At 41.6% G+C, this 26,560-nt stretch carries 25 protein-coding genes, 1 rRNA gene and 1 pseudogene; 22 read left to right on the top strand and 5 right to left on the bottom strand.

The window, feature by feature from the left end:
• Positions 1 to 128: 128 nt before the first annotated feature.
• From C6W21_RS16680 to cmr6, 7 genes are read left to right on the top strand one after another with little or no spacing between them, the layout of a single operon-like run.
• Positions 129 to 1,010, top strand: a complete 882-nt coding sequence (locus C6W21_RS16680; protein ID WP_106051539.1) for a DUF6602 domain-containing protein — start codon at positions 129 to 131, stop codon at positions 1,008 to 1,010.
• A gap of 57 nt (positions 1,011 to 1,067) precedes the next feature.
• Positions 1,068 to 2,363: a type III-B CRISPR module RAMP protein Cmr1 gene (gene cmr1, locus C6W21_RS16675; RefSeq protein WP_223260995.1), complete on the top strand. Its 1,296-nt coding sequence runs from the start codon at positions 1,068 to 1,070 to the stop codon at positions 2,361 to 2,363.
• Entirely contained in the window at positions 2,333 to 4,144 is a 1,812-nt protein-coding gene (gene cas10 / locus C6W21_RS16670; protein ID WP_106051532.1) for a type III-B CRISPR-associated protein Cas10/Cmr2, read from the top strand. The genes cmr1 and cas10 overlap by 31 nt, the downstream gene beginning before the upstream one ends.
• Positions 4,137 to 5,369 (top strand): type III-B CRISPR module-associated protein Cmr3, encoded by a 1,233-nt coding sequence (cmr3, locus tag C6W21_RS16665; RefSeq protein ID WP_106051529.1) that lies wholly within the window; start codon positions 4,137 to 4,139, stop codon positions 5,367 to 5,369. Before cas10 ends, cmr3 begins: the two co-directional genes overlap by 8 nt.
• Positions 5,370 to 5,382: 13 nt before the next feature.
• A complete protein-coding gene (gene cmr4 / locus C6W21_RS16660; RefSeq protein ID WP_189318218.1) occupies positions 5,383 to 6,252 on the top strand; it encodes a type III-B CRISPR module RAMP protein Cmr4 in 870 nt (289 codons plus the stop codon).
• A complete protein-coding gene (gene cmr5, locus C6W21_RS16655) occupies positions 6,249 to 6,617 on the top strand; it encodes a type III-B CRISPR module-associated protein Cmr5 (protein ID WP_041106375.1) in 369 nt (122 codons plus the stop codon). The genes cmr4 and cmr5 overlap by 4 nt, the downstream gene beginning before the upstream one ends.
• Positions 6,614 to 7,393 (top strand): type III-B CRISPR module RAMP protein Cmr6, encoded by a 780-nt coding sequence (gene cmr6, locus C6W21_RS16650; RefSeq protein ID WP_223249623.1) that lies wholly within the window; start codon positions 6,614 to 6,616, stop codon positions 7,391 to 7,393. The genes cmr5 and cmr6 overlap by 4 nt, the downstream gene beginning before the upstream one ends.
• Before the next feature lie 1,122 nt (positions 7,394 to 8,515).
• Here cmr6 and C6W21_RS16645 read toward each other — a convergent pair.
• Complete coding sequence (locus C6W21_RS16645; protein ID WP_106051523.1) at positions 8,516 to 9,496, bottom strand: metal-dependent hydrolase; 981 nt, start codon at positions 9,494 to 9,496, stop codon at positions 8,516 to 8,518.
• Positions 9,497 to 9,687: 191 nt separating this feature from the next.
• Between C6W21_RS16645 and mutY the strand changes: the two genes are divergently transcribed.
• The gene (mutY, locus tag C6W21_RS16640; RefSeq protein WP_106051521.1) at positions 9,688 to 10,788 is read left to right on the top strand and encodes an A/G-specific adenine glycosylase; all 1,101 of its coding nucleotides are present in this window, start codon (positions 9,688 to 9,690) and stop codon (positions 10,786 to 10,788) included.
• Here mutY and C6W21_RS16635 read toward each other — a convergent pair.
• Entirely contained in the window at positions 10,775 to 10,999 is a 225-nt protein-coding gene (locus tag C6W21_RS16635; RefSeq protein WP_003217808.1) for a hypothetical protein, read from the bottom strand. The genes mutY and C6W21_RS16635 overlap by 14 nt on opposite strands.
• Positions 11,000 to 11,080: 81 nt before the next feature.
• On the opposite strand from C6W21_RS16635, the gene fabL reads away from it, so the two are divergent.
• The 10 genes and pseudogenes from fabL (at position 11,081) to C6W21_RS16585 (ending at position 20,627) form a co-directional block, all read left to right on the top strand.
• Positions 11,081 to 11,833, top strand: a complete 753-nt coding sequence (gene fabL / locus C6W21_RS16630; protein ID WP_003217873.1) for an enoyl-[acyl-carrier-protein] reductase FabL — start codon at positions 11,081 to 11,083, stop codon at positions 11,831 to 11,833.
• Between the two features lie 74 nt (positions 11,834 to 11,907).
• Positions 11,908 to 12,054 (top strand): annotated as a pseudogene (locus C6W21_RS16625) (gamma-type small acid-soluble spore protein); the annotation flags it as partial.
• Positions 12,055 to 12,228: 174 nt separating this feature from the next.
• Positions 12,229 to 12,489 (top strand): YgaB family protein, encoded by a 261-nt coding sequence (locus tag C6W21_RS16620; RefSeq protein WP_106051515.1) that lies wholly within the window; start codon positions 12,229 to 12,231, stop codon positions 12,487 to 12,489.
• A 147-nt stretch (positions 12,490 to 12,636) separates the two neighbouring features.
• Positions 12,637 to 13,167, top strand: coding sequence for a nucleoside tri-diphosphate phosphatase (ntdP, locus tag C6W21_RS16615; protein ID WP_012009337.1), 531 nt, complete (start codon positions 12,637 to 12,639; stop codon positions 13,165 to 13,167).
• 96 nt (positions 13,168 to 13,263) lie between these two features.
• Positions 13,264 to 15,006 (top strand): ABC transporter ATP-binding protein, encoded by a 1,743-nt coding sequence (locus C6W21_RS16610; protein WP_106056764.1) that lies wholly within the window; start codon positions 13,264 to 13,266, stop codon positions 15,004 to 15,006.
• Between the two features lie 112 nt (positions 15,007 to 15,118).
• Positions 15,119 to 16,141, top strand: a complete 1,023-nt coding sequence (locus C6W21_RS16605) for an ABC transporter ATP-binding protein (protein WP_106051511.1) — start codon at positions 15,119 to 15,121, stop codon at positions 16,139 to 16,141.
• Complete coding sequence (locus tag C6W21_RS16600) at positions 16,110 to 17,087, top strand: ABC transporter ATP-binding protein (protein WP_106051509.1); 978 nt, start codon at positions 16,110 to 16,112, stop codon at positions 17,085 to 17,087. Before C6W21_RS16605 ends, C6W21_RS16600 begins: the two co-directional genes overlap by 32 nt.
• A complete protein-coding gene (locus C6W21_RS16595; protein ID WP_106051507.1) occupies positions 17,062 to 18,648 on the top strand; it encodes an ABC transporter substrate-binding protein in 1,587 nt (528 codons plus the stop codon). The genes C6W21_RS16600 and C6W21_RS16595 overlap by 26 nt, the downstream gene beginning before the upstream one ends.
• A 61-nt stretch (positions 18,649 to 18,709) precedes the next feature.
• Positions 18,710 to 19,711, top strand: coding sequence for an ABC transporter permease (locus tag C6W21_RS16590; protein WP_106052105.1), 1,002 nt, complete (start codon positions 18,710 to 18,712; stop codon positions 19,709 to 19,711).
• A 19-nt stretch (positions 19,712 to 19,730) separates the two neighbouring features.
• Complete coding sequence (locus C6W21_RS16585) at positions 19,731 to 20,627, top strand: ABC transporter permease (RefSeq protein ID WP_106051505.1); 897 nt, start codon at positions 19,731 to 19,733, stop codon at positions 20,625 to 20,627.
• A gap of 228 nt (positions 20,628 to 20,855) precedes the next feature.
• On the opposite strand, the gene C6W21_RS16580 is transcribed toward C6W21_RS16585, so the two are convergent.
• Together C6W21_RS16580 and C6W21_RS16575 are read right to left on the bottom strand one after the other, a co-directional pair.
• Positions 20,856 to 21,929: an FUSC family protein gene (locus C6W21_RS16580; RefSeq protein ID WP_106051503.1), complete on the bottom strand. Its 1,074-nt coding sequence runs from the start codon at positions 21,927 to 21,929 to the stop codon at positions 20,856 to 20,858.
• Positions 21,930 to 22,175: 246 nt separating this feature from the next.
• The gene (locus C6W21_RS16575) at positions 22,176 to 23,471 is read right to left on the bottom strand and encodes a glutamate-1-semialdehyde 2,1-aminomutase (RefSeq protein ID WP_106051501.1); all 1,296 of its coding nucleotides are present in this window, start codon (positions 23,469 to 23,471) and stop codon (positions 22,176 to 22,178) included.
• Positions 23,472 to 23,600: 129 nt separating this feature from the next.
• Between C6W21_RS16575 and bcp the strand changes: the two genes are divergently transcribed.
• Entirely contained in the window at positions 23,601 to 24,068 is a 468-nt protein-coding gene (bcp, locus tag C6W21_RS16570; protein ID WP_034664955.1) for a thioredoxin-dependent thiol peroxidase, read from the top strand.
• A gap of 157 nt (positions 24,069 to 24,225) precedes the next feature.
• Positions 24,226 to 24,663: a peroxide-responsive transcriptional repressor PerR gene (gene perR / locus C6W21_RS16565; protein ID WP_012009347.1), complete on the top strand. Its 438-nt coding sequence runs from the start codon at positions 24,226 to 24,228 to the stop codon at positions 24,661 to 24,663.
• A 34-nt stretch (positions 24,664 to 24,697) separates the two neighbouring features.
• Here the strand turns inward: perR and C6W21_RS16560 are convergent, their stop codons facing one another.
• Positions 24,698 to 25,045 carry a YgzB family protein gene (locus C6W21_RS16560; RefSeq protein WP_003217804.1) on the bottom strand — a complete coding sequence of 116 codons (348 nt, stop codon included), beginning with the start codon at positions 25,043 to 25,045 and terminating at the stop codon, positions 24,698 to 24,700.
• 190 nt (positions 25,046 to 25,235) lie between these two features.
• On the opposite strand from C6W21_RS16560, the gene C6W21_RS16555 reads away from it, so the two are divergent.
• The gene (locus C6W21_RS16555) at positions 25,236 to 26,114 is read left to right on the top strand and encodes a nucleotidyltransferase-like protein (RefSeq protein ID WP_106051500.1); all 879 of its coding nucleotides are present in this window, start codon (positions 25,236 to 25,238) and stop codon (positions 26,112 to 26,114) included.
• Positions 26,115 to 26,430: 316 nt separating this feature from the next.
• Positions 26,431 to 26,560, top strand: a 16S ribosomal RNA gene (locus C6W21_RS16550); the annotation flags it as partial.

The raw sequence follows: 26,560 nt of genomic DNA, 5'->3' as shown, positions 1-26,560 counted from the left end.
AGTCATGTTTTTTTCTTCTTCTTTTTCCTAAATAAACCTTAAAAAATCTCAAAATAAGTCGAAATGAAAAGTAGTCATTTAGATTCAAATTTTATCCATTCGTAGTGAATGATGAAGGAGGAATTGTTTTGGGTGAAACGGAGCGAACCGGTAAAGTGGAGCAGCTGATCTTAGAGAATTATCAAAGATTAAACAGCATGATATCCGAAGAAGTCGACTTTGCTTCTAATCATGGCGGGCTGACAGGAGATTCTAGAGAAGTGATGTGGTTGGAGTTTTTTCGGAAAATCATTCCTAAAAAATATTCATTAGCACAAGGTGTCATCATTATTGACTCAGAAGGAAATCATTCTAACGAAGTCGATATTGCCGTTTTTGATGAGCAGTATACGCCGTATGTGTTCCAACACAATTCGTTGAAGTTTATACCGATTGAGGCGGTTGCGGTTGCTATAGAATGTAAAAGTTCAAATTTCGATGTTGATAATTTAAAAGTTTGGTCTGACAATATAAAAAAATTAGTACCGAAAACAAAAGGAATAGCTAGGATGGCCGCCCAAGGGGTTGTCATGGTTGAAAATGATACACAGAAACGAACACGTCCTATTTTAATTTTAGCAAGTAATTTAAAAAGGCAAACAGCAAATTCATCTTCAAAGATGTTTGAAATATTAGACAAAGCATTTGATTTTATACTTATGAAACAAAAGAGTGTATTTCATTTAAGATCTCCTAATGAAGGTGAACACCTAGGATGGTGGGCTAATGAATTAAATTGTTATGATCCAGAAAGGTCTAAGGAACAAGAGGATGAAGAAAAGAAAGAAAATAATGAAGATGATAGTGAAGACAAAGTGATTTTGAACAAACTCAGTGAATTACGTATTGATCACAATGAGCTGTTAACGCTAAACTTCCAATTAAATCAATTGCTGATGCTCATCAATAATCCCATGTTTTTCCCTCACTATGCATATGCCGAGCTATTTCAGAAACAGATAACGAAGTGAAGAAAGGAGAGCGACATGACAAGGGAATCTAGTAAACCCAAAACGAATTGGCATGATGTGAAACATGCGATTGACACGAACATTCATGAAGACCAAAGACTTTTTAAAGAGCCGCTCACTATTCATTTAGTTACGCCAATGTTTGGGGGAGGGCCCCAATCAAACTCAATTGATCAAGACAGACCGATTCGAGAAAGTGCGATTCGTGGCCATCTTCGTTTCTGGTGGCGTGCAACTCGAGGAGCTGTTTGCAAGAATGCAAATGAATTATCTAAACGAGAAGCAGAGATATTTGGTCATACAGAAAAAAGCAGCTTAATTAAAGTAATCGTTGAAGAAATATTTAAAGAAAAAAAACAAATCAAATTCCCTCCAACATATATTTTTCAAAAAACACCAAATAAAATGTTTATGGGATATTTCAAAATGAATGTGTATTTGACCGAGAGTGCTTCAATGACTTCACAAGACAAAAAGAAGTTAGGCAATGAAATCGAAGCTGCACTATGGGCGTGGATCAATTTTGGGGGACTTGGCGCAAGAACGAGACGTGGTTGTGGGAGTTTATACTGTGAAACATTTTCTCCTAAAGTGCAAGAAGTCATTAAGGAGCGATTTGATCAATGGTTTAAAGAGAAGATATGTCAATATGCTATCTCTATTCCCGAAGTGCCTCGTGAATGGGCAACGCTAAGCTGGGAGTTTAGATTACAAAATAAAGCTTCTCAAACGCATGTATCCTGGACGAGAACAATGGATACATACATTGAATTTCGTAAAAAACATAATATCCAAAATGGGGAGGCTGGGAGAAGTTATTGGCCTGAGGCAGATTCCATACGTCATCTAGCGAATATGTCACATCCTGATCATCAATTACCATATCCTTCAAATAAACCAAAGAGATATATCGCTTTTCCTAGGGCGCAATTTGGTATGCCGATTGTTTTTAACTTTAAAAAGAAATCGAAAAAAGATAAGGAGCGAAGCGAAGAAGAAATAGCAAAAAGAAAGTGGTTTCAAAAGGAGCCTAATACAAAGACGTTAGTCCCGCGAAATAAAAATCGTTTGGCTTCACCACTAATCTTAAAACCGTTAGCTATTAATCAAAAGGAATCGGTGGGCATGGTGATGGTGTTGCAGCAACCAAAGATCGAAGCGTTATCGCTTTTAGGGTACGGAAAGCCTTTGCCCAATGTGACAGATGAACAAAGTATCTACCCAACAGCCACCTACTCAAACAACCCATTACAAGACGAGAGTGGCCGTACGCACTCATCGGCGATTCAAGCCTTTTTACATAGCAAGGAGGTGCAAACATTTTGTCAGAAGAATTACAAAAACAAACATTAATGCTATTTTCGATAGGGCCTGTTCAAGAATTTATTGCGCAAGCAAGGCGGACGCGTGATTTATGGTTTGGCTCTTTTCTTCTATCTGAATTAAGTAAAGCAGGTGCGAAGAAATTTCAGGAACTGGGTGGAACGCTTATTTTCCCTGTGTTCAACGAATCCTCTGCAGAATCAAACAACGCACCAAATAAAATACTGGGGGAAATCTCATACGAACAGCCTTCATCCGTTGCAAGACAAGTGAAAAAAGCAATATATGACAAATGGAAGGAATACGCAGATTTTGTAAGAGAGATTGTGGATCCTTATATTCAAATAGGCACATGGAATCGACAAGTAGATGATTTATTGGAATTTTATGCTGTGTGGACTGAGGTGCAAAATCAAGACAGAGCGGCAAATGCGTCCGCAAGTCCATATCATTTGGCTCTTCAAGAAGTCGAAGGTTTAATGGCGGCACGGAAGACTTTAAGAGATTTTAAACAAAATGAACCAGGGGCGTTATTCGGTGAACCAAAATCATCACTTGACGGTGGACGAGAGTCTGTTTTCCAAAAGCAAAAAACACCACAGCAAGTGGCGCAACTAGCGAAATGGGGAATTGGTGAACATGAATCATTAGATGCGATTTCAGTGATCAAACGATTGTCCTTACATAAGCATCCGAGTATGACATTTCCATCTGTATGTGATAAAGCTTTTGCTCCCTATCAAAATATGTTGGACCAAAATGAACAGATGAAGAAAGCAGCCACACAATATGTGAAAGATGTAGAAACATATCTTAAGAATATGAATCTGACAGTAGCCCCTATTGATTTGAGTGAGGCATCGCTTTTTTATGAAAGAAGAATAGAAGATTATCTTGAACAACGTGGACTTGTCGGGACCACACGAACAGAAGCGAAAAATGACATCACACAGCTGCTCGAAAAATATTTCAAAGGCGAATACAGCAAGCATCACGGCCAGCCGGTTAAACCACCAGCACCTTCACCTTACTATGCCTTTCTCATGGCCGATGGAGATAAGATGGGCAGCCAACTGCGAAATATACAGCATGTAGAAAGTCATATTGCATTTTCTAAAACACTCTCAACTTTTGCTTCAAAGGCTCGTGGGATTATTTCCAAATGTGAAGGTACATTGATCTATGGCGGTGGAGATGATGTCATGGCTTATGTACCGGTGCATCAATGCTTAGAAGCAGCTGGGAAATTACAAAGAGAATTTGTTTCAACGATGAAGGCTCATCAACATAGTGAAATACCTCCTTCGATTTCAATTGGAATTGCCATCGTTCATATGCTTGAGCCTCTTGAAGAAGTAAGAAGCATGGCACGTCAGGCCGAACAATATGCAAAACAAGAGCGAAATTCATTAGCGATTCATTTCCAAAAGCGAGGCGGAGGAGACACAATGAATATCTCAGTCTCATTTCAAATAGATCCAGTGGCCTCTATCCAAGAGATGACGGCGTGGTTAAAACAGTCTTATTTCACGAATGGCTTTGCATATGGCTTACGAGAGTTGTATCAAACATACGAACAGTCTTCTTTTAGAAAACAGCCGGAAATTTTAGATGAACTCATTCCACTAGAGATAAGACGTCTTGCATTCAAAAAGAAAACGGAAGCAAAAACAGAGCAAGAAACGAAAGAGTGGATCGATCAATTGATTGCGAAGTATATACCGAAGAAGAATACATTAGAAGAATTACATACAATCGCTGAATGTATGATCATTGCTCTTCAACTAGAGGAGGTAAGTGGACATGCCTGAAAGATGGTTTCACATTCAACCGCTTGATCCGCTGCTTATTCGTGATGCACGCCCATTTCAAAGTGTACCGGGTATACGGGCGCGTTCATTAAACGATGTTCCGCCGAGTGTGGTCGCAGGAACACTTCGTACAGCTCTAGCGAAGAAACGACAATCAATCAAACACACTACGCCACTTTCTTATTATTCAAAATCTCTTGTGCGAGGTCCTTTATATCGCTGGCATGATCATTTATATGTGCCAATGCCTCATGACCTTGAGTTATTTGATGATGAGTATAGCATGTATCAAGTGAGACCGAAGCCAATGATGTCGGAAGGACAGGGCTTTTTTGGTACAGGAAAAACAGGCCGTTTTAGTGAGGCATTATGGCCACCAATTGGAGCTGGTGCTCGTAAAAAAATGAAATCGTCGCCTGCTTTTGTATCACTAAAGTGGATGGTGAACTGGCTGACAGACGCAGTGAATGAGAGTCAGGTGAAGGAAGCCTTGACTGAATATCAATACATGCAGAAGGAAAATCATTCTTTCAAAAAGGAAACACCACCTGCATTTATTCCAGCATTACAGCGTCAGGAACGAACACAAATTGAGGTGGAAACTGGCAGTAAAAAGGCAAAAGATCAGCATCTATTTTCAACAGAATCGCTCTTATTCCCAGATGACTTTAAACTGGAGGCAGGAATAGAGTTATCTACTGAAGAGTCAGAAGAATTAAAGCCTTTCTCAGGCATTCACCCAATCGGTGGTGAACGGCGGCTGGCTCATATAGAAGACCGGCCACATGTATACCAACAAGATTGGACATGTCCGGATGCTATTAAAGAATCGCTCAAAAACAAGCCGTATGTTCGCATGATATTGGCGACACCCGCTTATTTCAGTAAAGGATGGCAGCCCGGATGGCTGGATGAACAGCTCATGTCAAAACCACTATTTGATACAAATGTACGACTGAAATTGGTTTGGGCCTCTGTTCCACATTGGCAGCCTATCTCTGGATGGAGTTTAGCAAATAAAGACAAAGGGCGTGAAAAAGCAATACGCCGCTTAGTCCCCGCAGGTAGTGTTTACTTCTTTACAGTAGAAGAAGGAGATCCAGCAGAACTGGCCGAAAAAATGTGGCTTCAATCAGTATCTGATCGTAACCGGCGCAAAGAAGCGTTTGATCGTGAAGATGGCTGCGGGTTAGCACTTTGGGGAACATGGAAACCGAATGAATAAGAGGAGTGAGACGATGGAAGCAAGCCGTTGGTTTTGGATACATTGTTTATCCCCCCTTCATATTGGAGCGGGTGAAGGAGTTGGCGTGATTGATATGCCCATTCAACGAGAAAAAGTCACAGAATGGCCGATTATACCTGGAAGCAGTATCAAAGGTGTGCAGCGTGAACATTATCGCGCGAAAGGACAAGACACATTCGTACAACAAGTATTTGGTACACAAGGAGATCAAGATGGAAGCGCAGGAGCAGTCGTCATGACAGATGGCCGGTTATTTTCATTCCCGGTGGCGAGTAGATACGGTACATTTGGATATGTGGCAAGTCCACTCATATTGAAAAGATTAGCCCGCGATGCAAAAGCATTAGGCGTATCACTGGATATCCCTGATCTCATAGAAGAATCAAGCACACTAGTCACCATGAATTCTAAATTAGTAGAGAATGACGAATTATATCTAGGTGAATTCCAAGGGGCAGCCAAAAAATCTCAACAACTAACCGATTTTGCTAAAAAGATGGCCAAACTTTTATTCGACGATAAACAATCACAAACTCTTTGGATAGAACGATTTGTGATTGTAAGTGATGACGTTTTTCAATACATTGTCACTATGAATTCTGAAGTGACACCTCGTATTAGAATTGATCATGAAACCCGAACAGTTAGTAAAGGTGCTCTCTGGTATGAAGAGTATGTACCAGCAGAAGCCATATTTTATGGGCTCATGTGGTGTGATCGTGTCGATGGAAGCAATGATTTATCTGTTAGACATCAACTTTTAAATCAACTAGAAAAACAGATGCATCTTCAATTAGGCGGAAACACAAACGTAGGTAAAGGAAGAGTATCCTGGCGTATGACAGGAGGGGAGGGATCATGAAACTCATTCAGCATCATTATGCTGAGAAAGCGTATCAACATGTGATGAATGCCAAAACGAATGAGGAGAATTTCTCAAATCAATATGGTCAACTCTGTCACAGATTCGCCTCAATGATCTTAACAAATGGGTTAAGGCTCACCATTACATTTTTTGAAGCAAAATCAAAAAAAGGAAATGCTTATCAACAATTCGTTCAGGATATAAAAGAAACACTAGATATACAAGGAGATTGGTCAGCTTCTAATCGAAATTACTTAATCAAATCAAGACAAGCTTTAAGTGCATCTGTTTGGTTAAAAAGATATGCGGAATCTATTTTAAAGGTGGAACAAGGGGCGGAAAATGTGGAGGACATCCAATGAATCTGTCATTAACCTTAAACAAAAGCAAATGGGAGATTGGTGGTTCTACATTGTCGGACATCATAAAGGACAGTGCGAAGAAGCAGTCATTTTATGAAAATGTGATAGAGCTGCATCAAGAACAGTGGGAAAAATACAATCACTTGCTGTATGAAAAATTTGTGGAGCGATATTATACCGATACGAACCCCACATGCTTAGTCAAGTCCATATCGCCGTTAGTCATTGGACATGGAGGAGAGGGTGTACTTGAAACGGGATTGTTATTACACCCGATATACGGCGTTCCTTATTTACCAGGAACAGCTTTAAAAGGTGTAGCCTCTCATTATGCCCATTCTGTATTAGGTGAAAACTTTGAAGAACTAAAACAAGGTGGTAGTGATTACAACACATTGTTTGGAACAAACGAACGTGCCGGCATGATCGAATTTCATGATGCGCTCATGATGCCTGAGACAGTAAAGGAAGCATTCAAAGTAGATGTGATGACACCACATCATTCAGACTACAACAGTGTCAAGCTAGATAAGATGAACAAAGAGGGAAGTGTTCCAGCCCCTCGAGACGATGACTCACCAACACCTATTCATTTCTTAACGGTGGTCAACGGCCGCTTTCAACTTCTATTGAAAACAAAAAAGAATCTATCAGAAGATGCGGAATGGCTCGAACTCGCCAAAACCATCTTACTAGGCGCTTTAGAACACGAAGGAATCGGTGCTAAAACAAATGCAGGTTATGGAAGACTTAAAATGGACGACGTCATTTCATGAAACTTGGTGCGAATGTGAGGTGAACATAAAATCCCTGGAACATTCGCACCGTTTCATTCGACAAAAATGAGAAAGAATGTATATTTTTTAGGGGTGAAAACTTAATTCCTATATAGAAACTTAAGGGTTTTGACGCTCATTCCCTAAAAAATGTTATAAATAGGGCGGAAATTGCAGTCGCACTCTACATGAGTGCGTGGATTGAAATTTGCAATTTCCAGGAGTCTCTCAGTCTCTTCGCGTCGCACTCTACATGAATGCGTGGATTGAAATATTATCCAAGTCCTCCCATCAACCCAGCGACAGCAAGTCGCACTCTATATGAGTGCGTGGATTGAAATATACTGGCCTTGATCAGAGGCACGTCATAATAAGTCGCACTCTATATGAGTGCGTGGATTGAAATACTGGACCTGCTTTGTATGGATTCACTACAGTTTGTCGCACTCTATATGAGTGTGAGGATGGAAATTCTCGTCAGTAGATAGCTTTAAAGATATATTGACAATTGCGCTTGATATAGGTATGAAAAACATGACTTACTCAGTAGTCATATGTTTAAATGGATTCAAGTCTGTTGATGAAACAGTGAAAATAGGTATGATTTTCAAGAGCAATAGTTTTTAATTAAATAGGGTTAAGAAATATTCGGTGCGAATGTGAGGAGAACATAAAATCCCTGGGGCATTCGCACCTTTTTATTCGACAACATTGAGAAAAAATGTATATTATTTAGAGGTGAAAACAAAATTCCATATAGAAAATTGAGGGTTTTGGCTATCATTCCCTACAAAATGTTATAATTAGGGCAGAAATCGCAGTCGCACTCTACATGAGTGCGTGGATTGAAATTTTCTCCAAATTTCGAATCATGTACAGTTAGCGTCGCACTCTACATGAGTGCGTGTATTGAAATTTTTGGCTGGTTCATCCGCTCCGCCCCGCTTCCAGTCGCACTCTACATGAGTGCGTGGATTGAAATAACTGGTCTCTTATTCCATCAGCAAAGTATTTAGTCGCACTCAACATAAGTGCATAGATCACTGTTTCTGCGAATTACATAAATTCAAAATAATGTACTTCCCCCTAAATCCAAGCCCTACACAACAAAAAAAGACTCGCTCACACAGAGCCGAGTCTTAATTTTTTTTGCAGTTTTTCTTCACTGAAAATCCAGCCGGTATAGGAATTTTTGATTTGGTGGTCCATGTCGATATGGCAGATCGCGACGAAAGGATAGTGACCTTTGCTGCGGTAGCGCAAATCAATGAACCGCACTTCATAATGATCCTTGTATTTATCTACTTCCCACCGGTAGACAGGAGAGAAGGAGAGAAAGGCTGAAATGTTTTCATCTTGTTTGGCAATTTTCATAATTTCAGTATCAGGGACCGGCACACGGTTAAAGGTGTCTAAAATGACAACCTCTCCATTCATACTGCGTCCAACATGGAAAGAAGATTTACATTTCACGGCAATGCGCCATTGTCTGAACTTCATCGTAGGCGAAATAATAATGTCTTCAATTTCATCGAATCGTGCACGCAACTGACGTTTGATCTGGAGCTGCATGATCACCCTGACGATATAATAACAGAAAATCACCGCATACAGCGTAATAAACGTATAGCCGGGATGCCCGCCAATCGCCCAAACGACAATAGCGACAAGGTGTGTAAAAAAGATAAACGGATCAAACGTGTTAATAATCCCAAGCGCTACCCACTTCTTTGAAAATGGACGAATGGCCTGTGTGCCGTATGCATTGAATATATCGACAAACACATGAAGCACGACGGCTAATAGTGTCCATAACCAAAGGTGAAGTAAATCCGCCCCCGGCACAAATGGGAAAAGCACAGCCGGAATCAGCAATGACCAGAACAGTACAGCCGGAATGGAATGAGTAAACCCTCGATGATTTCTTATATAAACCGCATTATTTTTTAGTTTTAGCACAGTATCAATGTCTGGTGCTTGGGAGCCGGCGATGGTCGCGATCATCACGGCGTGTGCCATATGTGGATCAGCGCTGACGGCTGGATCTAATAGTGCAAGTCCCCCAAGAGAAATGCCCATTACTACATGAGTACCAGTGTCCAATTGATTACCTCCTAGTTGTCATGCTTAGGAACAATCATACAAAGTATACGTCTTCTTTCAAGACTATGTGCAAAATCACTTTTGCTTTGTTCTGATTTAATGTAACATGTTAACGTATCTACAAACAGTATACAACAAATAAGGTTCTTTTCAGAATGTTAGCCCTCGGTTCAATAAGAAGGAGTATAGATATGAAAGACATTCAAGAAAAGCTGGACCGCAAAGATATTGCGGGCTTTCAGCATGATTTAATTGATTGGTATGAAAAAGAACAACGAACATTACCATGGCGTGAAAATCAAGATCCATACCGCGTCTGGGTATCAGAAGTGATGCTCCAGCAAACGAGAGTGGATACGGTCATTCCGTACTTCAATCGGTTTATGGAGCAATTCCCGACGGTGAAGGATCTCGCTCTAGCTGATGAAGAAAAGGTCATGAAAGCATGGGAAGGTCTTGGCTACTACTCAAGAGTGCGTAATTTACAGGCAGCTGTGAAAGAAGTCTATGAATCCTATGGTGGCGTTGTCCCTGATACGAAAGAGCAATTTTCAAAGCTCAAAGGTGTAGGCCCATATACGAGCGGCGCAGTGCTGAGCATCGCCTATAACAAGCCGTACCCTGCGGTAGACGGCAACGTCATGAGGGTCATTTCTCGTATTTTGTCCATATGGGATGATATTGCAAAACCAAAAACGAGAAACATTTTCGAGTTTGCGGTGGATCAGCTCATTTCCCGGGAAAAGCCGTCAGAATTCAATCAAGGGCTGATGGAGCTTGGTGCGCTCATCTGCACCCCAACATCTCCTGCCTGCCTTATTTGCCCTGTGAACATGCATTGCTCGGCACTGGAGGAAGGCGTTCAGCATGAGCTCCCAGTGAAAAGCAAAAAGAAAAAACCGACTGCAAAATCAATGGCAGCAGCGGTGTTATTTGATGACGCAGGCAACCTCTATATTCATAAGCGGCCAAGTACAGGCCTTCTTGCGAATTTATGGGAATTCCCTAACTTGGAAACCATAAAGGGAAGAAAAACGGAAAAAGAGCAGCTAATGGATTTCTTAAAAGAGGAGGCAGGTGTACAAGCAGAGCTTGGTGATTTAGAAGGCACCATTCAGCATGTATTTACCCACCTCATCTGGAATATTTCTGTTTTCTTTGGACGTGTCACGTCTGTATCTGATGACACTGCATTAAAAAAAGTCACACGAGAAGAATTTGAGGCGTATGCTTTGCCAGTCTCACACCAAAAAATATGGAAGCTGGCACTTGAAGAGCCTAGTCGTATTTAACCGTTGTACCGTGGGTATAATCAGCTTCATTTCTGTGCAGACCCCCGCGGTCTTCGATTTCTGAAATAATTTCTCGATACTTAGATTGCCCTTCTTCGTTTAAATAAGGTAAAATTTGTTGGAAAGCATGATGAAAATAAGCAAGCTCAGTATCTTTCCATTGATCCTTGGACATCATGCCAAGCTGGCTTAAATCGCGTCCGACATACATGAATGTAACCTCCTAATAGGAACTTTCCTATTAGTGTGAAGCGAATGAACAAAAACTATTCAAATCAGGAGATGAACCATAATGAGTCAACGTAAATGTGCATTAATTACAGGCAGCAGTAGAGGTGTCGGGAAAGAAGTTGCCCTTCGCCTAGCTGAAAAAGGATATGACATTGTCATTAACTATGCGAGAAGCAAAAAAGCCGCACTTGAAACAGCGGAAGAAATTGAAGCGATGGGCGTGAAAACATTGGTCGTGAAAGCCAATGTTGGTCAGCCTGAGAAAATCAAAGACATGTTTCAGCAAATCGATGAAACCTTTGGCCGTTTAGATATATTTGTCAACAATGCGGCGTCTGGCGTTCAGCGCCCAATCATGGACCTTGAAGAAAACCATTGGGACTGGACAATGAATATCAATGCGAAAGCCTTGTTATTCTGCGGACAAGAAGCGGCGAAATTAATGGAGAAAAACGGCGGCGGACATATCGTCAGCATTAGCTCACTAGGCTCCATCCGCTACCTTGAAAATTACACAGTAGTCGGCGTATCAAAAGCAGCACTAGAAGCTTTAACGCGTTACCTATCCGTTGAGCTGTCACAAAAAAATATTGTCGTGAACGCAGTATCAGGCGGCGCGATCGATACAGATGCTCTAAAACATTTCCCGAACCGGGAAGAGCTTTTAGAAGATGCGAAGAAAAACACACCTGCCGGCCGAATGGTGGAAATTAAAGACATGGTCGACAGCGTGGAATTCCTTGTATCAGGAAAAGCAGACATGATTAGAGGCCAGACCATTATTGTGGATGGCGGACGTTCTTTGCTTGTTTAAAAAATCATGAATAGGATGTACACCTTCTGCACAAATTAATGTGCGTGGAGGTGATAATGATGGATCAACAACAAAACAAAACAAACGCACAACAAGTGAAAAAACAAAACCAAGCTTCTGCTCAAGGTCAATATGGTACTGAATTTGCTAGCGAGACTGACGCACAGCAAGTAAAAAAACACAACCAAAAAGCTGAGCAAAACAAACAACAAAACAGCTAATCACTGAAACAGAGGAAAGCACTTCATCTACGAATGAAGTGCTTTTCTTTTTGCCACTCACCACCATCCGACAAAATCTGTAAAACCTCTACATAAACAGTCAAAGGATTTCCACGATCTTTCAAGAAATGGTATACAGACAAAAAGTGGAATCGAATCAAAGGGAGGAGTTAGATGTCTGATTTTGATCAGCTTGTCAAAGAACAAATGCAGCTCATGGATCAGTTGCTCGATATACAGGGAGAACTCGATCTATGCTTAGAAACAGAAAAACAATTGCTGCAGGATGAAAAAAAAGAAGAGTGGCATAGGCTTTGTGATCAAATCAAACAGAAACGTGTGGAACTGCAAAAAGTCCAAACCTTGTTTACAAAACAGACAGAAGAGGTCATCAATTCATATAAGCAGATGGAAAAGAGTTCAACCGTGATGTAAGACAGTGTGCCGTTCAATTGGGTTGAATGGCTTTTTCATTTCATTTTTTAATGATGTAACGGTATAATATAATAGAGACATGTTTAGTTGGGAAATTAGGTCTTTGGACTGTTAGGTTTGTTTGTTATAGAAAGTAGGGGAGAAAATATGGGCTATCCCAAGGAAGGAGAAACCATCCAAATTCAAAGCTATAAACACAATGGCTTGATCCACAGGATTTGGAATGAAACCACCATTCTGAAAGCAACGGAATTGTGTATCATTGGCGCAAACGACCGAACAATGGTGACTGAATCCGATGGCCGTACTTGGATGACGAGAGAACCGGCTATTTGCTATTTCCATGCAAAACAATGGTTTAATGTAATTGGGATGCTTAGAGATGATGGCGTATATTATTACTGCAACATCAGCTCTCCTTTTGCGACAGATGAAGAAGCAATCAAGTATATTGATTACGATTTAGATGTCAAAGTCTTTCCAGACATGACGTACAATATTTTGGATGAGGATGAATATGCAGATCATAAGAGGCAGATGAATTATCCAAAGGAAATCGATAGTATCTTAAGAGAGCATCTGAATACATTATTGCACTGGATTCACCAGCGGAAAGGTCCGTTTGCTCCTGAATTTGTGGATATGTGGTATGAACGTTTTTTACATTATACAAAATAAGCAAGAGCATCAAAAAAACCTGTTTGGCTTTTTAGGCTAACAGGTTTTTGATTGCGTACGGATAAGAGGCACTGATAGATTGGGAAGGAGATTTACATGGGGGTCATTAAACGCTACATGGCTTTTGTTACACCGTATAAAAAACAGATTGCATTGACAATGGTCATCGGGATGATCAAGTTCTCGATTCCCTTAACATTGCCTCTGCTTTTAAAGTATGTCATTGATGATGTTATTCAAGGCTCGGGGTCGGCTGAAGAAAAGACATCATCTCTATTAATCATTATGGGAATCATGCTCGTCTTATTTTTAGTGATGAGGCCGCCTGTTGAATACTATAGACAATACTATGCGCAGTGGACAAGCAGTAAGGTATTGTTTGATATTCGGGAAAAGCTGTTTTCGCATATTCAAAAGCTCAGCCTTCGTTATTATGCCAACACGAGAACAGGAGAAATCATTTCTAGAGTCATCAACGATGTGGAGCAGACAAAAGAGTTTGTCATCACAGGTCTTATGAACATTTGGCTGGATTTGATGACCGTGCTGATCGTGATCGCCATTATGTGTACTCTGGACATCAAACTCACCATCGTGTCTGTCATTATTTTTCCGCTATATGCGTTTGCAGTGAAGTATTTTTACGGCAGGCTCCGCAAGCTGACAAAAGAGCGGTCGCAGGCGCTGGCTGAAGTGCAAGGGCATCTGCATGAGCGGGTACAAGGAATGCCAGTCATTCGGAGCTTTGCCATTGAAGAATATGAACAAGAACATTTTCATGATGAAAACAAAAATTTCTTAAACAAAGCGATTAATCACACGAATTGGAACGCTAAAACATTTGCCGTCGTCAATACCATCACTGACATTGCACCGCTATTAATCATTGCATTTGCTGGCTACACCGTCATTAATGGATCACTTTCGATCGGGACCATGATTGCCTTTGTCGGTTATATTGACCGGATGTACAACCCGATTCGCCGCCTCATTAACTCATCCACGACTTTAACTCAGTCGGTGGCGTCAATGGATCGTATCTTTGAATTTATTGATGAGCCATATGAGGTCACAGATCGGCCGAATGCTAAAGAAGCCGATCATTTAAAAGGAGAGGTCGAATTTAAAAATGTGTCGTTTCGTTATGAACACACGCAGGAAGAGATTCTGCACAATGTCTCCTTGAAAGTAGAAAAAGGACAAACGGTTGCACTTGTAGGAATGAGCGGTGGAGGGAAATCGACACTCGTCAGCTTAATTCCAAGGTTTTATGATGTGACAAACGGGTCACTTGAAATTGACGGCATCGATATAAAAGAGTACAAAGCAAGAAGCCTTCGAAATCAAGTCGGAATGGTGCTGCAGGATACATTCTTATTCAGTGACACGATTAAAGAAAATATTGCGGTTGGAGATCCAGAAGCATCTTTTGAAAAAATCGTTTCGGCTGCAAAAGCGGCAAATGCCCATGATTTTATTATGTCTCTTCCTGAAGGGTATGACACGAAGGTAGGAGAACGGGGCGTGAAGCTGTCAGGCGGTCAAAAACAACGGATTTCAATAGCTAGGGTCTTTCTTAAAAATCCACCGCTTTTGATTTTAGATGAAGCAACGTCTGCACTTGATTTAGAAAGTGAGCATTACATTCAAGAAGCGATGCAAAAGCTAGCGAAGGACCGCACAACCTTTATTGTCGCGCACCGCTTATCGACGATTACTCATGCTGACCTCATTGTGGTCATCGAACAAGGCGAGATTGTGGAAAAAGGAACACACGAAGAATTAATGAACCGAGACAGCCACTATCGCCATCTATTTACCATTCAAACATTAAATTAGTAGAAGCCTATCCGATTCTAGCGGATAGGCTTTTTTATGCTTGTCAAAAACATGACATATTTCCCAGCTTGTCTCAATACAATTTTAAAAAGTATGACGGGGTGGTGAATATGTGAAAGAACAAGACGTGCTGCTAGATGTCAAACAGCTGTCCATTGCATTTCAGCAAAAAAAGCAAAAAGTACCCATCGTCCATCACATATCGTTCTCGATTCAAAAAGGAGAAACCTTAGGAATTGTTGGCGAATCTGGCTGCGGGAAAAGTATCACATCTATGTCATTAATGGGACTGAACCAGCAAACAGACACAACGGGTGAAGTTCAATTCGAAGGGCAAAACCTGCTGTCGCTTTCAGAAAAACAGTGGCGAGAGATAAGAGGAAATGACATTTCGATGATTTTCCAAGAGCCAATGACCTCTCTGAACCCATTAATGACCATCGGGAAACAAATGACGGAAGCCCTTTTCACACATCAAGCAATCGGTCAGAAAGAAGCAAAAGCGAAGGCGGTTGATCTGTTTCAGACAGTCGGATTGAAGCAAGCCGAATCGTTACTTAAAAAATACCCGCATGAATTATCAGGCGGCATGCGCCAGCGAGTCATGATTGCGATGGCGATGCTTTGCCATCCAAAGCTCATGATCGCAGATGAACCAACAACTGCACTTGATGTGACCATCCAAGCGCAAATCCTTCGCCTGCTCAAAAAGCTGAACGAAGAGATGGACACCGCTATTTTATTTATTACCCATGATCTAGGCGTTGTGCGGCAAATATGCCAGCGAGTCATGATTATGTATGCCGGTCGAATTGTAGAAGAAGGAACCGTTGACCGTATTTTTCAAAAACCTCTGCATCCCTACACAAAAGGTCTTTTCGCCTCAGTTCCATCGTTTAAAGAGAAAAAAGAAAAGCTCATCTCTATTGCAGGTCATGTACCTAAGCCGGGAGCCATTCGGTCCGGCTGTCAATTTGCACCACGCTGCCCTTATCAAATGGCGCAATGTCTTGAAAAAGATCCAGCCTTACAATCCATTGAACAGGATCACCGCGTCGCATGTTTTCTAATGGAAGGAGGAGAAGACACTGAGTCATCCACTCTTGCAAGTGAACCAGCTGACAAAACGGTATGACACTGCTGCTTTTTTTTCAAAACACAAACATTCGACTCTGGCTTTAAATCAAGTGTCCTTTCACGTGAAGGAGGGGGAAACGCTTGGCATTGTCGGTGAATCAGGCTGCGGGAAATCAACACTTGGCAAAAGCTTAATGAGATTGACTGAACCGACGTCAGGCTCTATTCAACTGAAAGGGCAAGAAGTCACTCTTCTGAAAGAACGAGACATGCGTTCTTTCAGAAAAGACATTCAAATGATTTTTCAAGATCCATATGCTTCATTAAATCCACGAATGAAAATCAAAGATATTTTAGAGGAACCGCTGATTGTTCATAAACATGGGACGAAAGCAGATAGACGAAAGCGGGTAAAAGAGATGCTGCACATTGTCGGATTTGATCCTTCCTACGGGGAACGTTATGCGCACCAATTCAGCGGCGGACAAAGGCAGCGTATTGGTATCGCTAGAGCACTCATTACCCATCCAAGTCTTGTCATTGCCGATGAACCAGTTTCTGCTTTAGATGTATCCGTTCAAGCACAAATTTTGAATTTGATGCTTGAATTGCAAAAGACGCTTTCTCTGACGTATCTGTTTATTTCTCACGATCTTGGCGTTGTCAGGTATATGAGCGACCGAATCGCAGTCATGTATGCTGGCCGAATTGTCGAGATGGGGCCTGCTGAAGACGTGTTTCACAGCCCGCTTCATCCCTATACGTCGCTGCTTCTGAAATCCATTCCACATATGAATCACGTGCTAGAGACGCAAGATGTGTCAGTAGAAGAGTCCACAATGACGATAGAAGGCGGCTGTCCTTTCTACAAAAGGTGTCCAAAAAGGTGGGAGAAATGCCTGAAAGCCGTTCCTTCTTTGTATGAGGAGGAACCGGGGCACGCGGCGGCGTGTTACTTATATCAAAAGGAGGAACACAATGATGAAGAAATGGTTATTCAGTAGTTTCATTTTTGTGCTGGCACTTGCACTCTTTTTAGGGGGATGTTCGTCCGCTCCGTCATCAGAAGAAAAAGCAACAAAAGACACCCTCGTATTTGGCAGAGGAGGAGATTCCACTTCACTTGATCCGATCACAACGACAGAAGGCGAAACCTTCAAGGTCACAGAGAATATATTTGAAAAGCTACTGAATTATGGTGAGAAAGACACGACCATCCACCCCGGTCTCGCAACAGACTGGGATGTAGCAAAGGACGGAAAATCGTACACGTTCTACTTGAGAGAAGGTGTGAAATTTCACGATGGCACAGACTTTAACGCAAAAGCAGTGAAATTCAACTTTGACCGCTGGATGAATGGTGATGCAGAAAAATTTCCTTACTATGGCATGTTTGGCGGCTATAAAAAAGATAAAGGACATGTCATTAAAGACATCATCGTCAAAGGTGAGCATGAAGTTGAATTTCAGCTAAAGCGCCCACAGGCGACATTCCTTAAAAACATTGCCATGTCACCGTTTGGCATTGCAAGTCCTGCGGCTGTTGAAAAAAGCGGCGATTCATTTCGCGAGAATCCAGTGGGAACAGGACCATTCAAGTTTAAGGAGTGGAAGCAAAACGACCGTATTGTGTTAGAAAAGAACGAGGATTACTGGCAGAAGGATAAACCAAAACTGAATCAAATCATCTTTCGTTCCATTCCAGAAAACTCTGCTCGGTTAAATGCCCTGAAAACAGGCGAAATCGATTTGATGGATGGTGTGAATCCGTCAGATTTAGATGGCATTAAAACCGACAAAGCACTCCAGCTCATTGAGAGACCATCAATGAACGTAGGCTATATCGGACTGACCGTCACAAGAAAGCCGCTTGATAACAAGCTCGTTCGTCAGGCGCTCAATTATGCGGTCGATAAAGAATCCATCATTGAGTCATTTTATGGCGGACTTGCCGAGCCAGCAAAAAATCCTCTTCCGCCAGCTTTAGAAGGCTACAATGACGACATTGATCCATATCCGTATGATCCTGAAAAAGCGAAGGAACTATTAAAAGAAGCGGGCTTTCCTGACGGCTTTCGTATCAAGCTTTGGGCGATGCCTGTACCGCGTCCATACATGCCAGATGGGATGAAGGTAGCAGAAGTCATTCAATCAAATTTTGAAAAGGTCGGCGTCAAAGCAGAAATTGTGACATATGACTGGGCGACTTATTTAGATAAGGCAAGTAAAGGGGAAGCCGATGTGTTCTTATTAGGCTGGACAGGGGACAATGGCGATCCTGATAATTTCATCTACACACTTTTGGACAAAGACAGCATTGGCGGCAACAACTATACATTCTTCGAAAACGATAAAATGCACGACATTCTCATTGAAGCGCAGACAGACACAGATCAAAAGAAACGAAATGAGCTGTATAAAAAAGCACAAGAAATCATTCATGATGAAGCACCTTGGATTCCATTGGTGCATTCGATCCCAATGCTTGCAGCATCTAGTGATTTAAAAGGTTACCAGCCGCATCCAACTGGTTCAGAAGCTTTGACTGACGTGTATTTCGAATAAGCAAATAAGGGAGATCTTGTATCTCCCTTATTCAAACAAAGAAAAAGGCGGTGAAAGCTGTTTGTTTGCTTATTGTATGAAGCGGGCAGGAATGCTCATCCCAGTACTGATCGGAATGACATTGGTCGTGTTTTCAATTATTCGGTTTATTCCAGGGAATCCAGCACAGGTCATCTTAGGGCAGCGGGCAACGAAAGAGGCAGTAGAACAGTTAACCATCCAGCTCGGTTTAAACCAGCCGTGGTATGTTCAATACGGACATTACATGCTGGGCCTTTTAAAAGGGGATTTAGGGACTTCGATACGAACAGGAGCGGCTATTGCCCAGGAAATGAAGCCTTACTTATTTGCGACGTTAGAATTGACCTTTTTTGCCATGGTGCTGGCGATTGTTGTGGGAGTGAATGCAGGAATCATTAGTGCTTGGTTTAAGCATTCTTTCTTTGATTATGTCGCGATGTTTATTGCACTCATAGGAGTGTCCATGCCGATTTTCTGGTTAGGCTTAATGGGGCAGTGGCTGTTTTCGATCGAATTAGGTATTTTGCCAACAACGGGCCGTGAAAACGTAAGGAATCCAGTGGAATCGATCACCTATATCCATACGCTGGACACGCTTTTACAAGGACGGTTTGATCAATTCATTGACAGCATCAAGCATTTGATATTACCAAGTACAGCTCTTGCAACCATTCCTGCTGCGATAATAGCGAGGATTACGAGGGCTAGTATGCTGGAAGTGCTTCATTCAGACTTTATTCGAACAGCAAAAGCAAAAGGGGTACGTTCATTTTTCATCATTTATCAGCATGGGCTGAAAAATGCGCTCATTCCGATCTTAACGATTATTGGTCTTCAAACAGGCCTCTTACTTGGCGGAGCCATTTTAACAGAGACCATTTTTGCTTGGCCCGGCATTGGGCGGTATATATATGACGCCATCAGCTATCGTGATTATCCAGTCATTCAAACAGGCATTCTCGTCGTTGCGCTGATATTTGTCCTGATCAATTTCATTGTGGACATCTTGTATGCGGTCATTGATCCAAGGATTAAATATTAGGGAAGGAGAGTGACAACACATGGAAGCGCAAAAAGAGCTTGAACCACCTCAACCAAAAGAAGAACGCTCTCAATCATTGATTCTTGAATCGATGAAGCAGTTCTTTCAGCATAAGCTGGCGGTCATTGGCAGTGTGATTGTCTTTTTATTTCTCATCCTAGCGATATTCGCACCGCTCATTGCTCCTTATGGGATCAATGAACAATCTCTCGGTGAGCGATTTAGCGCCCCTTCAGCTGCGCACTGGTTTGGTACAGATGATTTCGGCAGAGATATATTTTCAAGAGTTGTGCATGGAGCTCGGATTTCCTTATGGGTTGGTTTCTTCTCGGTTCTCGGGTCTGTCATTTTAGGCACACTGCTTGGATTGATAGCAGGCTATGGCGGAAGATTGCTAGATGCTGTGATCTCAAGATTGTTTGATATTTTACTCGCTTTTCCTAGTATTCTACTAGCGATTGCGATTGTCTCCATCTTAGGCCCCTCCTTACAAAATGCCCTTATTGCCATTGCGATCATTAATGTCCCAACCTTTGGACGGCTCGTTCGTTCAAAAGTGCTGAGTATTAAACAAGAAGAATACGTGCTGGCAGCAAAGGCGATTGGGATGTCACACCGCCGCATCGTGCTGCGTCACATTCTGCCAAATAGTATGGTGCCGGTCATCGTACAGGCGACGCTTGCGATCGGAACGGCGATTATCGAGGCAGCGGCTTTAGGCTTTTTAGGATTGGGTGCACAGGCACCAAGCCCAGAGTGGGGGAAAATGCTCGCCGATGCGAGACCTTATCTCGTTCAAGCCCCCTGGACATTAATTTTCCCAGGTGTAGCGATCATGCTGACAGTTTTGGGCTTTAACCTGATGGGAGATGGATTAAGAGACACACTGGATCCTAAAATGAAGAAAATAAAATAAGACCGATTCTTGGAATCGGTCTCAGCGCGCAGACAAACCCTCGCATTCGGTGTCAGTCCTGCGTGCCGGTGCTCACGAATGTTCAATTTGCTCCGCTCAGGTACTCGTCCCTCCTAGGGCTGCAAAGGTTTTCTATCTCGGTGAAAAGAAGACAAAGGGCTAAAATCAAGATCATTTTAGCCCTTTGTCAACAATCTAAGACCGATTCTAGGAATCGTCCTTTTCTATTTATGCTTCTTTTTCATCTGTCTCAATTTCACTGTCTTTTGGGTGATACGTCTGGAAGCTTGTAATCAATGTATCTAAATGCTCTAGTTCATCACGGTATTCGATGATGCTGGACATGACATTCAGCATATTGTAATCGAGCAAGTCGTTTTCTTGGTTTTGCTGATGCTGGATAAATGATTTCGTTAACGTTTCAAGGCGAAGAGAGCATTCGTTTTGAAATTCATCGTCCTGCGGCTTCATTTTTCCGACAAACTTCATCAAGGTCCGCTCATGCCAATACAGTAAATAATCAATCTCATCCGTTAAGCTTTCCTGAAAATGCTCTGGCATCAAATGAATTTCATTTTCTAATTTATGAAGCTTTTTCAGCAAGTACAGAGCACGATTCGATGTCATAATGGCCTGTCTGAACAAAACGAGCTTTCTTGATTTTACATAGGTTGTTTTCTTTAAATAGCTTCGTTCCTCTTTGTATAACAAGTAAATGTGATCTAATTTGATCATGCGTTCTTTTATTTGATCGATGTCATCCTTTAAAGTGGAATGATCAGTAGACTGTCTGGAGCTCAGACGGATCCATTTTAAAATCTCCTCCGTATTTTCCATAATGTGATGAACAAGCTTTGTTTCATACTTTGGCGGCAGGAAGATTAAATTCACTAAAAATGAAGAAAGAACTCCTAACACCACAGTAGCTGTTCGAATTAAGGCAAAGGAAAGGAAATGATCCCCAGCACTTTCTAAAATCGCAATGACGGTTACAAGTGCAATTGGAATCGTGTGTTCAATCTTCAGCTTTAAATTAATGGCGATGACCATGACGGCGGTTAAACCGATAATGACTGGTCCTGTGCCAAAAAGCAGACCGAACGTAATGGCAAGTGCTGCTCCAATAATATTGGCTTGCACTTGATCAACAATCGTTAAAAAAGATCGATAAATAGATGGCTGGATAGCAAATACAGCTGCAATTCCCGCGAAGACGGGCGTTGGCAACCCAAGCCATGTTGCCAGGTAAAGCGCGAGTACAATGGCAATACCAGTTTTTAAAATACGGGCTCCAAGTTTCATTGGTTTTGTCCCTGCATTCCTTTCTTTTTGATAATAGATGATCACTCGTCATTTATTATCAATATTTTGATGAACAACTAAGTAATATACAGCGGTCTTCCGAAATATTCAAGTGATTTTTGAAAGTTCATGAAAACATCAAAAGAAGGTATTGAGAAGAAATGTAACAGATTCGCACGCTTTTGACAAACAAGAGCTGATAAATAAAAAAACAGGCGCATTTTTTTACGCCTGTTTTTGACCCTATTATGATTGTTTTAACTGTTCAAACGCACGATCTACAGCTTGCAGCGTTTCAGAAATATCTTTTTCAGTATGTGCGATCGTTAAGAACCAAGCTTCATATTTAGAAGGAGCGAGGTTAATCCCTTGCGAAAGCATTAATTTGAAGAAGCGGGCGAACATTTCGCCATCCGTATTTTCCGCCTGTTCATAGTTCACAATGGTTTCTTTTGTGAAATAAATCGTGAGAGCCCCTTTTAAGCGGTTCACCGTAATATCTACTTGATGTTTTTTTGCATGGGCTAAAATGCCTTCTTCTAGCATAGCACCAAGCTGATCAAGGCGATCGTAAACACCATCTTGTTTTAACACTTCCAAACATGCAATACCAGAAAGAATGGATGCAGGATTTCCTGCCATCGTGCCAGCTTGATAGGCTGGTCCAAGAGGAGCGACCTGCTCCATAATTTCTTTTTTACCGCCGTAAGCGCCGATCGGAAGTCCGCCGCCAATAATTTTTCCTAATGCAGTGAGGTCAGGTTTTACTTGAAGCAAGTCCTGTGCTCCTCCGTACATAAAGCGGAAAGCTGTAATCACTTCATCATAGACCACAAGTGCGCCCTTTTCATGAGTGAGGTCATTGACCTGCTGCAAGAAGCCGTCCTTAGGCTCTACGATGCCGAAGTTCCCGACAATTGGCTCAACAAGGACAGCTGCGACTTCATCGCCCCATCGATCCAATGCTTCTTTGTAGCTGTCAATATCATTAAATGGAACGGTGATGACTTCATTGGCGATGCTCTTTGGTACGCCTGCTGAATCAGGGGTTCCTAAAGTGGAAGGACCAGAGCCAGCTGCCACGAGCACAAGATCAGAGTGCCCGTGATAGCATCCGGCAAACTTAATGATCTTTGTTCTGCCTGTATATGCGCGCGCGACACGAATCGTTGTCATCACAGCTTCTGTTCCTGAATTGACAAAACGAACTTTGTCCAAAGCAGGCATGGCTTCCTTCAGCATTTTAGCAAAAGTGACTTCATGCTTCGTTGGCGTTCCGTAAAGGACACCTGTTTCAGCCGCTTTTGTAATGGCTTTTGTAATATGCGGATGGGCATGTCCTGTAATAATTGGACCGTATGCTGCCAGGTAATCAATATAGCGGTTTCCATCAACATCCCAAAAATAAGCGCCTGCTCCTCTTTCCATAGCAACGGGTGAACCGCCGCCTACTGCCTTATATGAACGAGACGGGCTGTTGACACCTCCAACAATATGCTCCAGCGCCTCTTGATGTAATTTTTCTGATTCTGTGAATTTCATAAATAGCCTCCTATCTCAACGTATCACGTCGTCTATCATTATTTTAACATGCCGATGCAAGCGTCCTTAGTTGAATATCGTCTCAAAATTGGATAGGCTATTTAAAAAATAGGTTGGAGGGATTGTGTCATGACAATCGAAATTGGACAGCAAGTACCTGAAATAGAATTAACCGGTGACAACGGGGAGAAAGTAAAGCTTTCTGACTTTAAAGGAAAACATATTGTCCTTTATTTCTATCCAAAAGATATGACACCAGGCTGTACAACAGAAGCATGTGATTTCCGCGATCGCCATCAAAGCTTTGCAGAATTAGATGCCGTTATTATTGGCGTAAGCCCAGACAGTCAGGACAAACACCAAAAGTTTAAAGAAAAACATGATTTACCGTTCCTGCTTCTTGTAGACGATGAACAGAAATTGTCTGAAGCCTTTGGGGTATGGAAGCTGAAAAAGAACTTTGGCAAAGAATACATGGGCATTGAACGTTCAACGTTTCTTATTAATAAAGAAGGAACGCTTGTGAAAGAATGGCGAAAAGTCAAGGTGAAAGACCACGTAGAAGAAGCGCTTGAGGAACTGAAAGCTCACGCTTAATATCATCACAGGATGAGATCGGCAAACATGCCGGTCTTTTTTGTAAAGAAGAATAGGTAAAAAAGAGGATTGTAATTGACAAAGATTCGGCTCTGGGGGTACACTATTTATAAAGATTATAATATAAGAATATTTTTGAAGAGAGGTGCATGATGAAATGGCTGCTCACGAACTAAAAGACGCTTTAGATGCTTTAAAAGAAACCGGTGTTCGAATTACTCCGCAGCGCCATGCCATCTTGGAGTTTCTCGTAAATTCTATGACTCACCCAACCGCGGACGATATATATAAAGCACTTGAAGGGAAATTTCCAAATATGAGTGTCGCAACGGTTTACAACAATTTACGAGTCTTCCGGGAATCTGGATTAGTAAAGGAATTAACGTACGGTGATTCCTCAAGCCGATTTGATTTTGCGACATCTGACCATTACCATGCGATTTGTGAAAACTGCGGAAAAATAGTGGACTTTCATTATCCTGGCCTTGATGAAGTTGAACAGCTTGCATCCCATGTGACGGGCTTTAAAGTCAGTCATCATCGCTTGGAGATCTATGGAACTTGTCAAGAATGTGCGAAAAAAGAAAATCATTAATGAAAAAGCTGACCGGTTGAATGGTCAGCTTTTTTTATGACTTTTTTCGATTGTAGGATTCATCAAACTCTTTACCCTCTAATGCTGGATCGAGTGTAAGCGGCTCTCTGCAATGCATGCACATGTCCACCCGCCCAAGCACTTTTGTTTCCTTCTCACAGCCCGGACAAACGACACGCACTGCCTTTGTAGAAAGCATACCGATCCAAAAGTAAACCACTGTACTCAATCCGATCGATAAGACGCCGAGCAGCATAAAGAAAGTCGACAGCCAAATCGATTCCTTGAAGAACACACCGATATACATGATCAGAAAGCCAACAAAAACCAAACTAAGTGCAAATGTTCTGATTTTATTAATCTTACTGGAGTATTTCGCCATCCCTAGTCCCCCTTGTCTCCAATATAGCACATTTTACCTTTCCGTTTGAATTAGTTATAGAGTTTTATGAATAAATTGCTTATAATGATTCAATGATCTTTTTTCTTGTATTGAAGGAATTTTGATTCTATGAGGAGAAATACATAGCATTTAGAGAAGAACTTTACACCCGAGTATTGGAGGAATCACTATGGAAAATCTTCTCCGTCCTATTTATCAAGAGAGAGCAAGCCATCCAGACACATTAGCTGTGATTATAGTAGAAAGAAGACACAAGGTATCTTCTGAGACGGATAACTTTGATGCAGCACTTCTAGTCATTGTAAAAGAAGCGGAAGAGCCGTTGTTTATCAAGCACTATGAATCCGATCACCAAACAGCTTCATTAAATGTTGTCACAGATGATCAGCTGAAGGAATGGATTACTCTAGGCACTAACCGCCGAATCATTGATTGGATTTTGAATGGGAAAGTCCTATTTGATCGAAATGAATATATTTTCAACTTAATTGATGAACTGAGTACATTCCCGTTTTCAAACCGCAAACTTAAAATCGGTTTAGAATACGGCAAGCTCATTCGCAGATATATAGAAGGAAAAGCATTTTTTGAGTCAAATCAATTCCTTGATGCATATAATTCCATTGTGCATGCTCTGCATCATTTGGCACGTATTGAAGTGATCGATAAAGGCTTCCACCCAGAAGTGACGGTTTGGAATCAGGTGCGTCATATGGAACCGGAAGTATATAAACTTTATTCAGAACTCATTGAAAGCCACGAAAGCTTGCATAAGCGTTTGAAACTTTTATTTTTAGCAAATGATTTTTTGATCCATTCAAAAGCAGAAATTGGTGCCGCTCATTTGCGTCATGTCATGGAACAGCAAGATATATGGCTTTTTGGCGAGCTTCTCGCGCATCCTGACCTCAAGTATTTCACGCCTGACCTTAGCGTCATGATTGATTTCTTTGTGGAAAAAGGAATTGTTCAGGTGGAGCCGATTGAGACAAAGGGACAAAAAATCTATCACCGAGGATATTTTGTGAAAAAAGATATTGACGCATGAATATTATGATGGTATATTATTATACGTCGCTAACGAGCAATCAAGTTGCTTTGAAAGAAAAGCTGACAAAAAGAAATTCTAAAAAACACTTGACGCACACAGCGTCGAAATGTTATATTGAGAAAGTCGCCTCTGAGCGACGATGAAGATGATCTTTGAAAACTAAACAAGACAAAACGTACCTGTTAATTCGAGTTTTTATAAAAAAATCCTATGATATATCATAGGTAGTCAGTCAAACTGACGAGGCAGGAAATGATCACATACTAAGTTCGCTACATCGTGTAGCAACGCATGTGTGATATGCATCCTGCATACCTCGGAGAGTTTGATCCTGGCTCAGGACGAACGCTGGCGGCGTGCCTAATACATGCAAGTCGAGCGGACAGAAGGGAGCTTGCTCCCGGATGTTAGCGGCGGACGGGTGAGTAACACGTGGGTAACCT

Origin of the sequence: Bacillus sp. NMCN1 (assembly GCF_002998085.1) — a bacterium.
GTDB lineage: Bacteria > Bacillota > Bacilli > Bacillales > Bacillaceae > Bacillus.
Note: the sequence above shows the minus strand (reverse complement) of the source record. Positions and strands in the feature narration are given on the sequence as shown.

Bases quoted from the DNA above. Each gene is read 5' to 3' on its own strand.
- cmr3 (WP_106051529.1), top strand. From the start codon at position 4,137: ATGCCTGAAAGATGGTTTCACATTCAACCGCTTGATCCGCTGCTTATT.
- cmr4 (WP_189318218.1), top strand. From the start codon at position 5,383: ATGGAAGCAAGCCGTTGGTTTTGGATACATTGTTTATCCCCCCTTCAT.
- cmr5 (WP_041106375.1), top strand. From the start codon at position 6,249: ATGAAACTCATTCAGCATCATTATGCTGAGAAAGCGTATCAACATGTG.
- cmr6 (WP_223249623.1), top strand. From the start codon at position 6,614: ATGAATCTGTCATTAACCTTAAACAAAAGCAAATGGGAGATTGGTGGT.
- mutY (WP_106051521.1), top strand. From the start codon at position 9,688: ATGAAAGACATTCAAGAAAAGCTGGACCGCAAAGATATTGCGGGCTTT.
- C6W21_RS16635 (WP_003217808.1), bottom strand. From the start codon at position 10,999: ATGTATGTCGGACGCGATTTAAGCCAGCTTGGCATGATGTCCAAGGAT.
- fabL (WP_003217873.1), top strand. From the start codon at position 11,081: ATGAGTCAACGTAAATGTGCATTAATTACAGGCAGCAGTAGAGGTGTC.
- C6W21_RS16620 (WP_106051515.1), top strand. From the start codon at position 12,229: ATGTCTGATTTTGATCAGCTTGTCAAAGAACAAATGCAGCTCATGGAT.
- ntdP (WP_012009337.1), top strand. From the start codon at position 12,637: ATGGGCTATCCCAAGGAAGGAGAAACCATCCAAATTCAAAGCTATAAA.
- C6W21_RS16610 (WP_106056764.1), top strand. From the start codon at position 13,264: ATGGGGGTCATTAAACGCTACATGGCTTTTGTTACACCGTATAAAAAA.
- C6W21_RS16595 (WP_106051507.1), top strand. From the start codon at position 17,062: ATGATGAAGAAATGGTTATTCAGTAGTTTCATTTTTGTGCTGGCACTT.
- C6W21_RS16585 (WP_106051505.1), top strand. From the start codon at position 19,731: ATGGAAGCGCAAAAAGAGCTTGAACCACCTCAACCAAAAGAAGAACGC.
- C6W21_RS16580 (WP_106051503.1), bottom strand. From the start codon at position 21,929: ATGAAACTTGGAGCCCGTATTTTAAAAACTGGTATTGCCATTGTACTC.
- C6W21_RS16575 (WP_106051501.1), bottom strand. From the start codon at position 23,471: ATGAAATTCACAGAATCAGAAAAATTACATCAAGAGGCGCTGGAGCAT.
- bcp (WP_034664955.1), top strand. From the start codon at position 23,601: ATGACAATCGAAATTGGACAGCAAGTACCTGAAATAGAATTAACCGGT.
- perR (WP_012009347.1), top strand. From the start codon at position 24,226: ATGGCTGCTCACGAACTAAAAGACGCTTTAGATGCTTTAAAAGAAACC.
- C6W21_RS16560 (WP_003217804.1), bottom strand. From the start codon at position 25,045: ATGGCGAAATACTCCAGTAAGATTAATAAAATCAGAACATTTGCACTT.
- C6W21_RS16555 (WP_106051500.1), top strand. From the start codon at position 25,236: ATGGAAAATCTTCTCCGTCCTATTTATCAAGAGAGAGCAAGCCATCCA.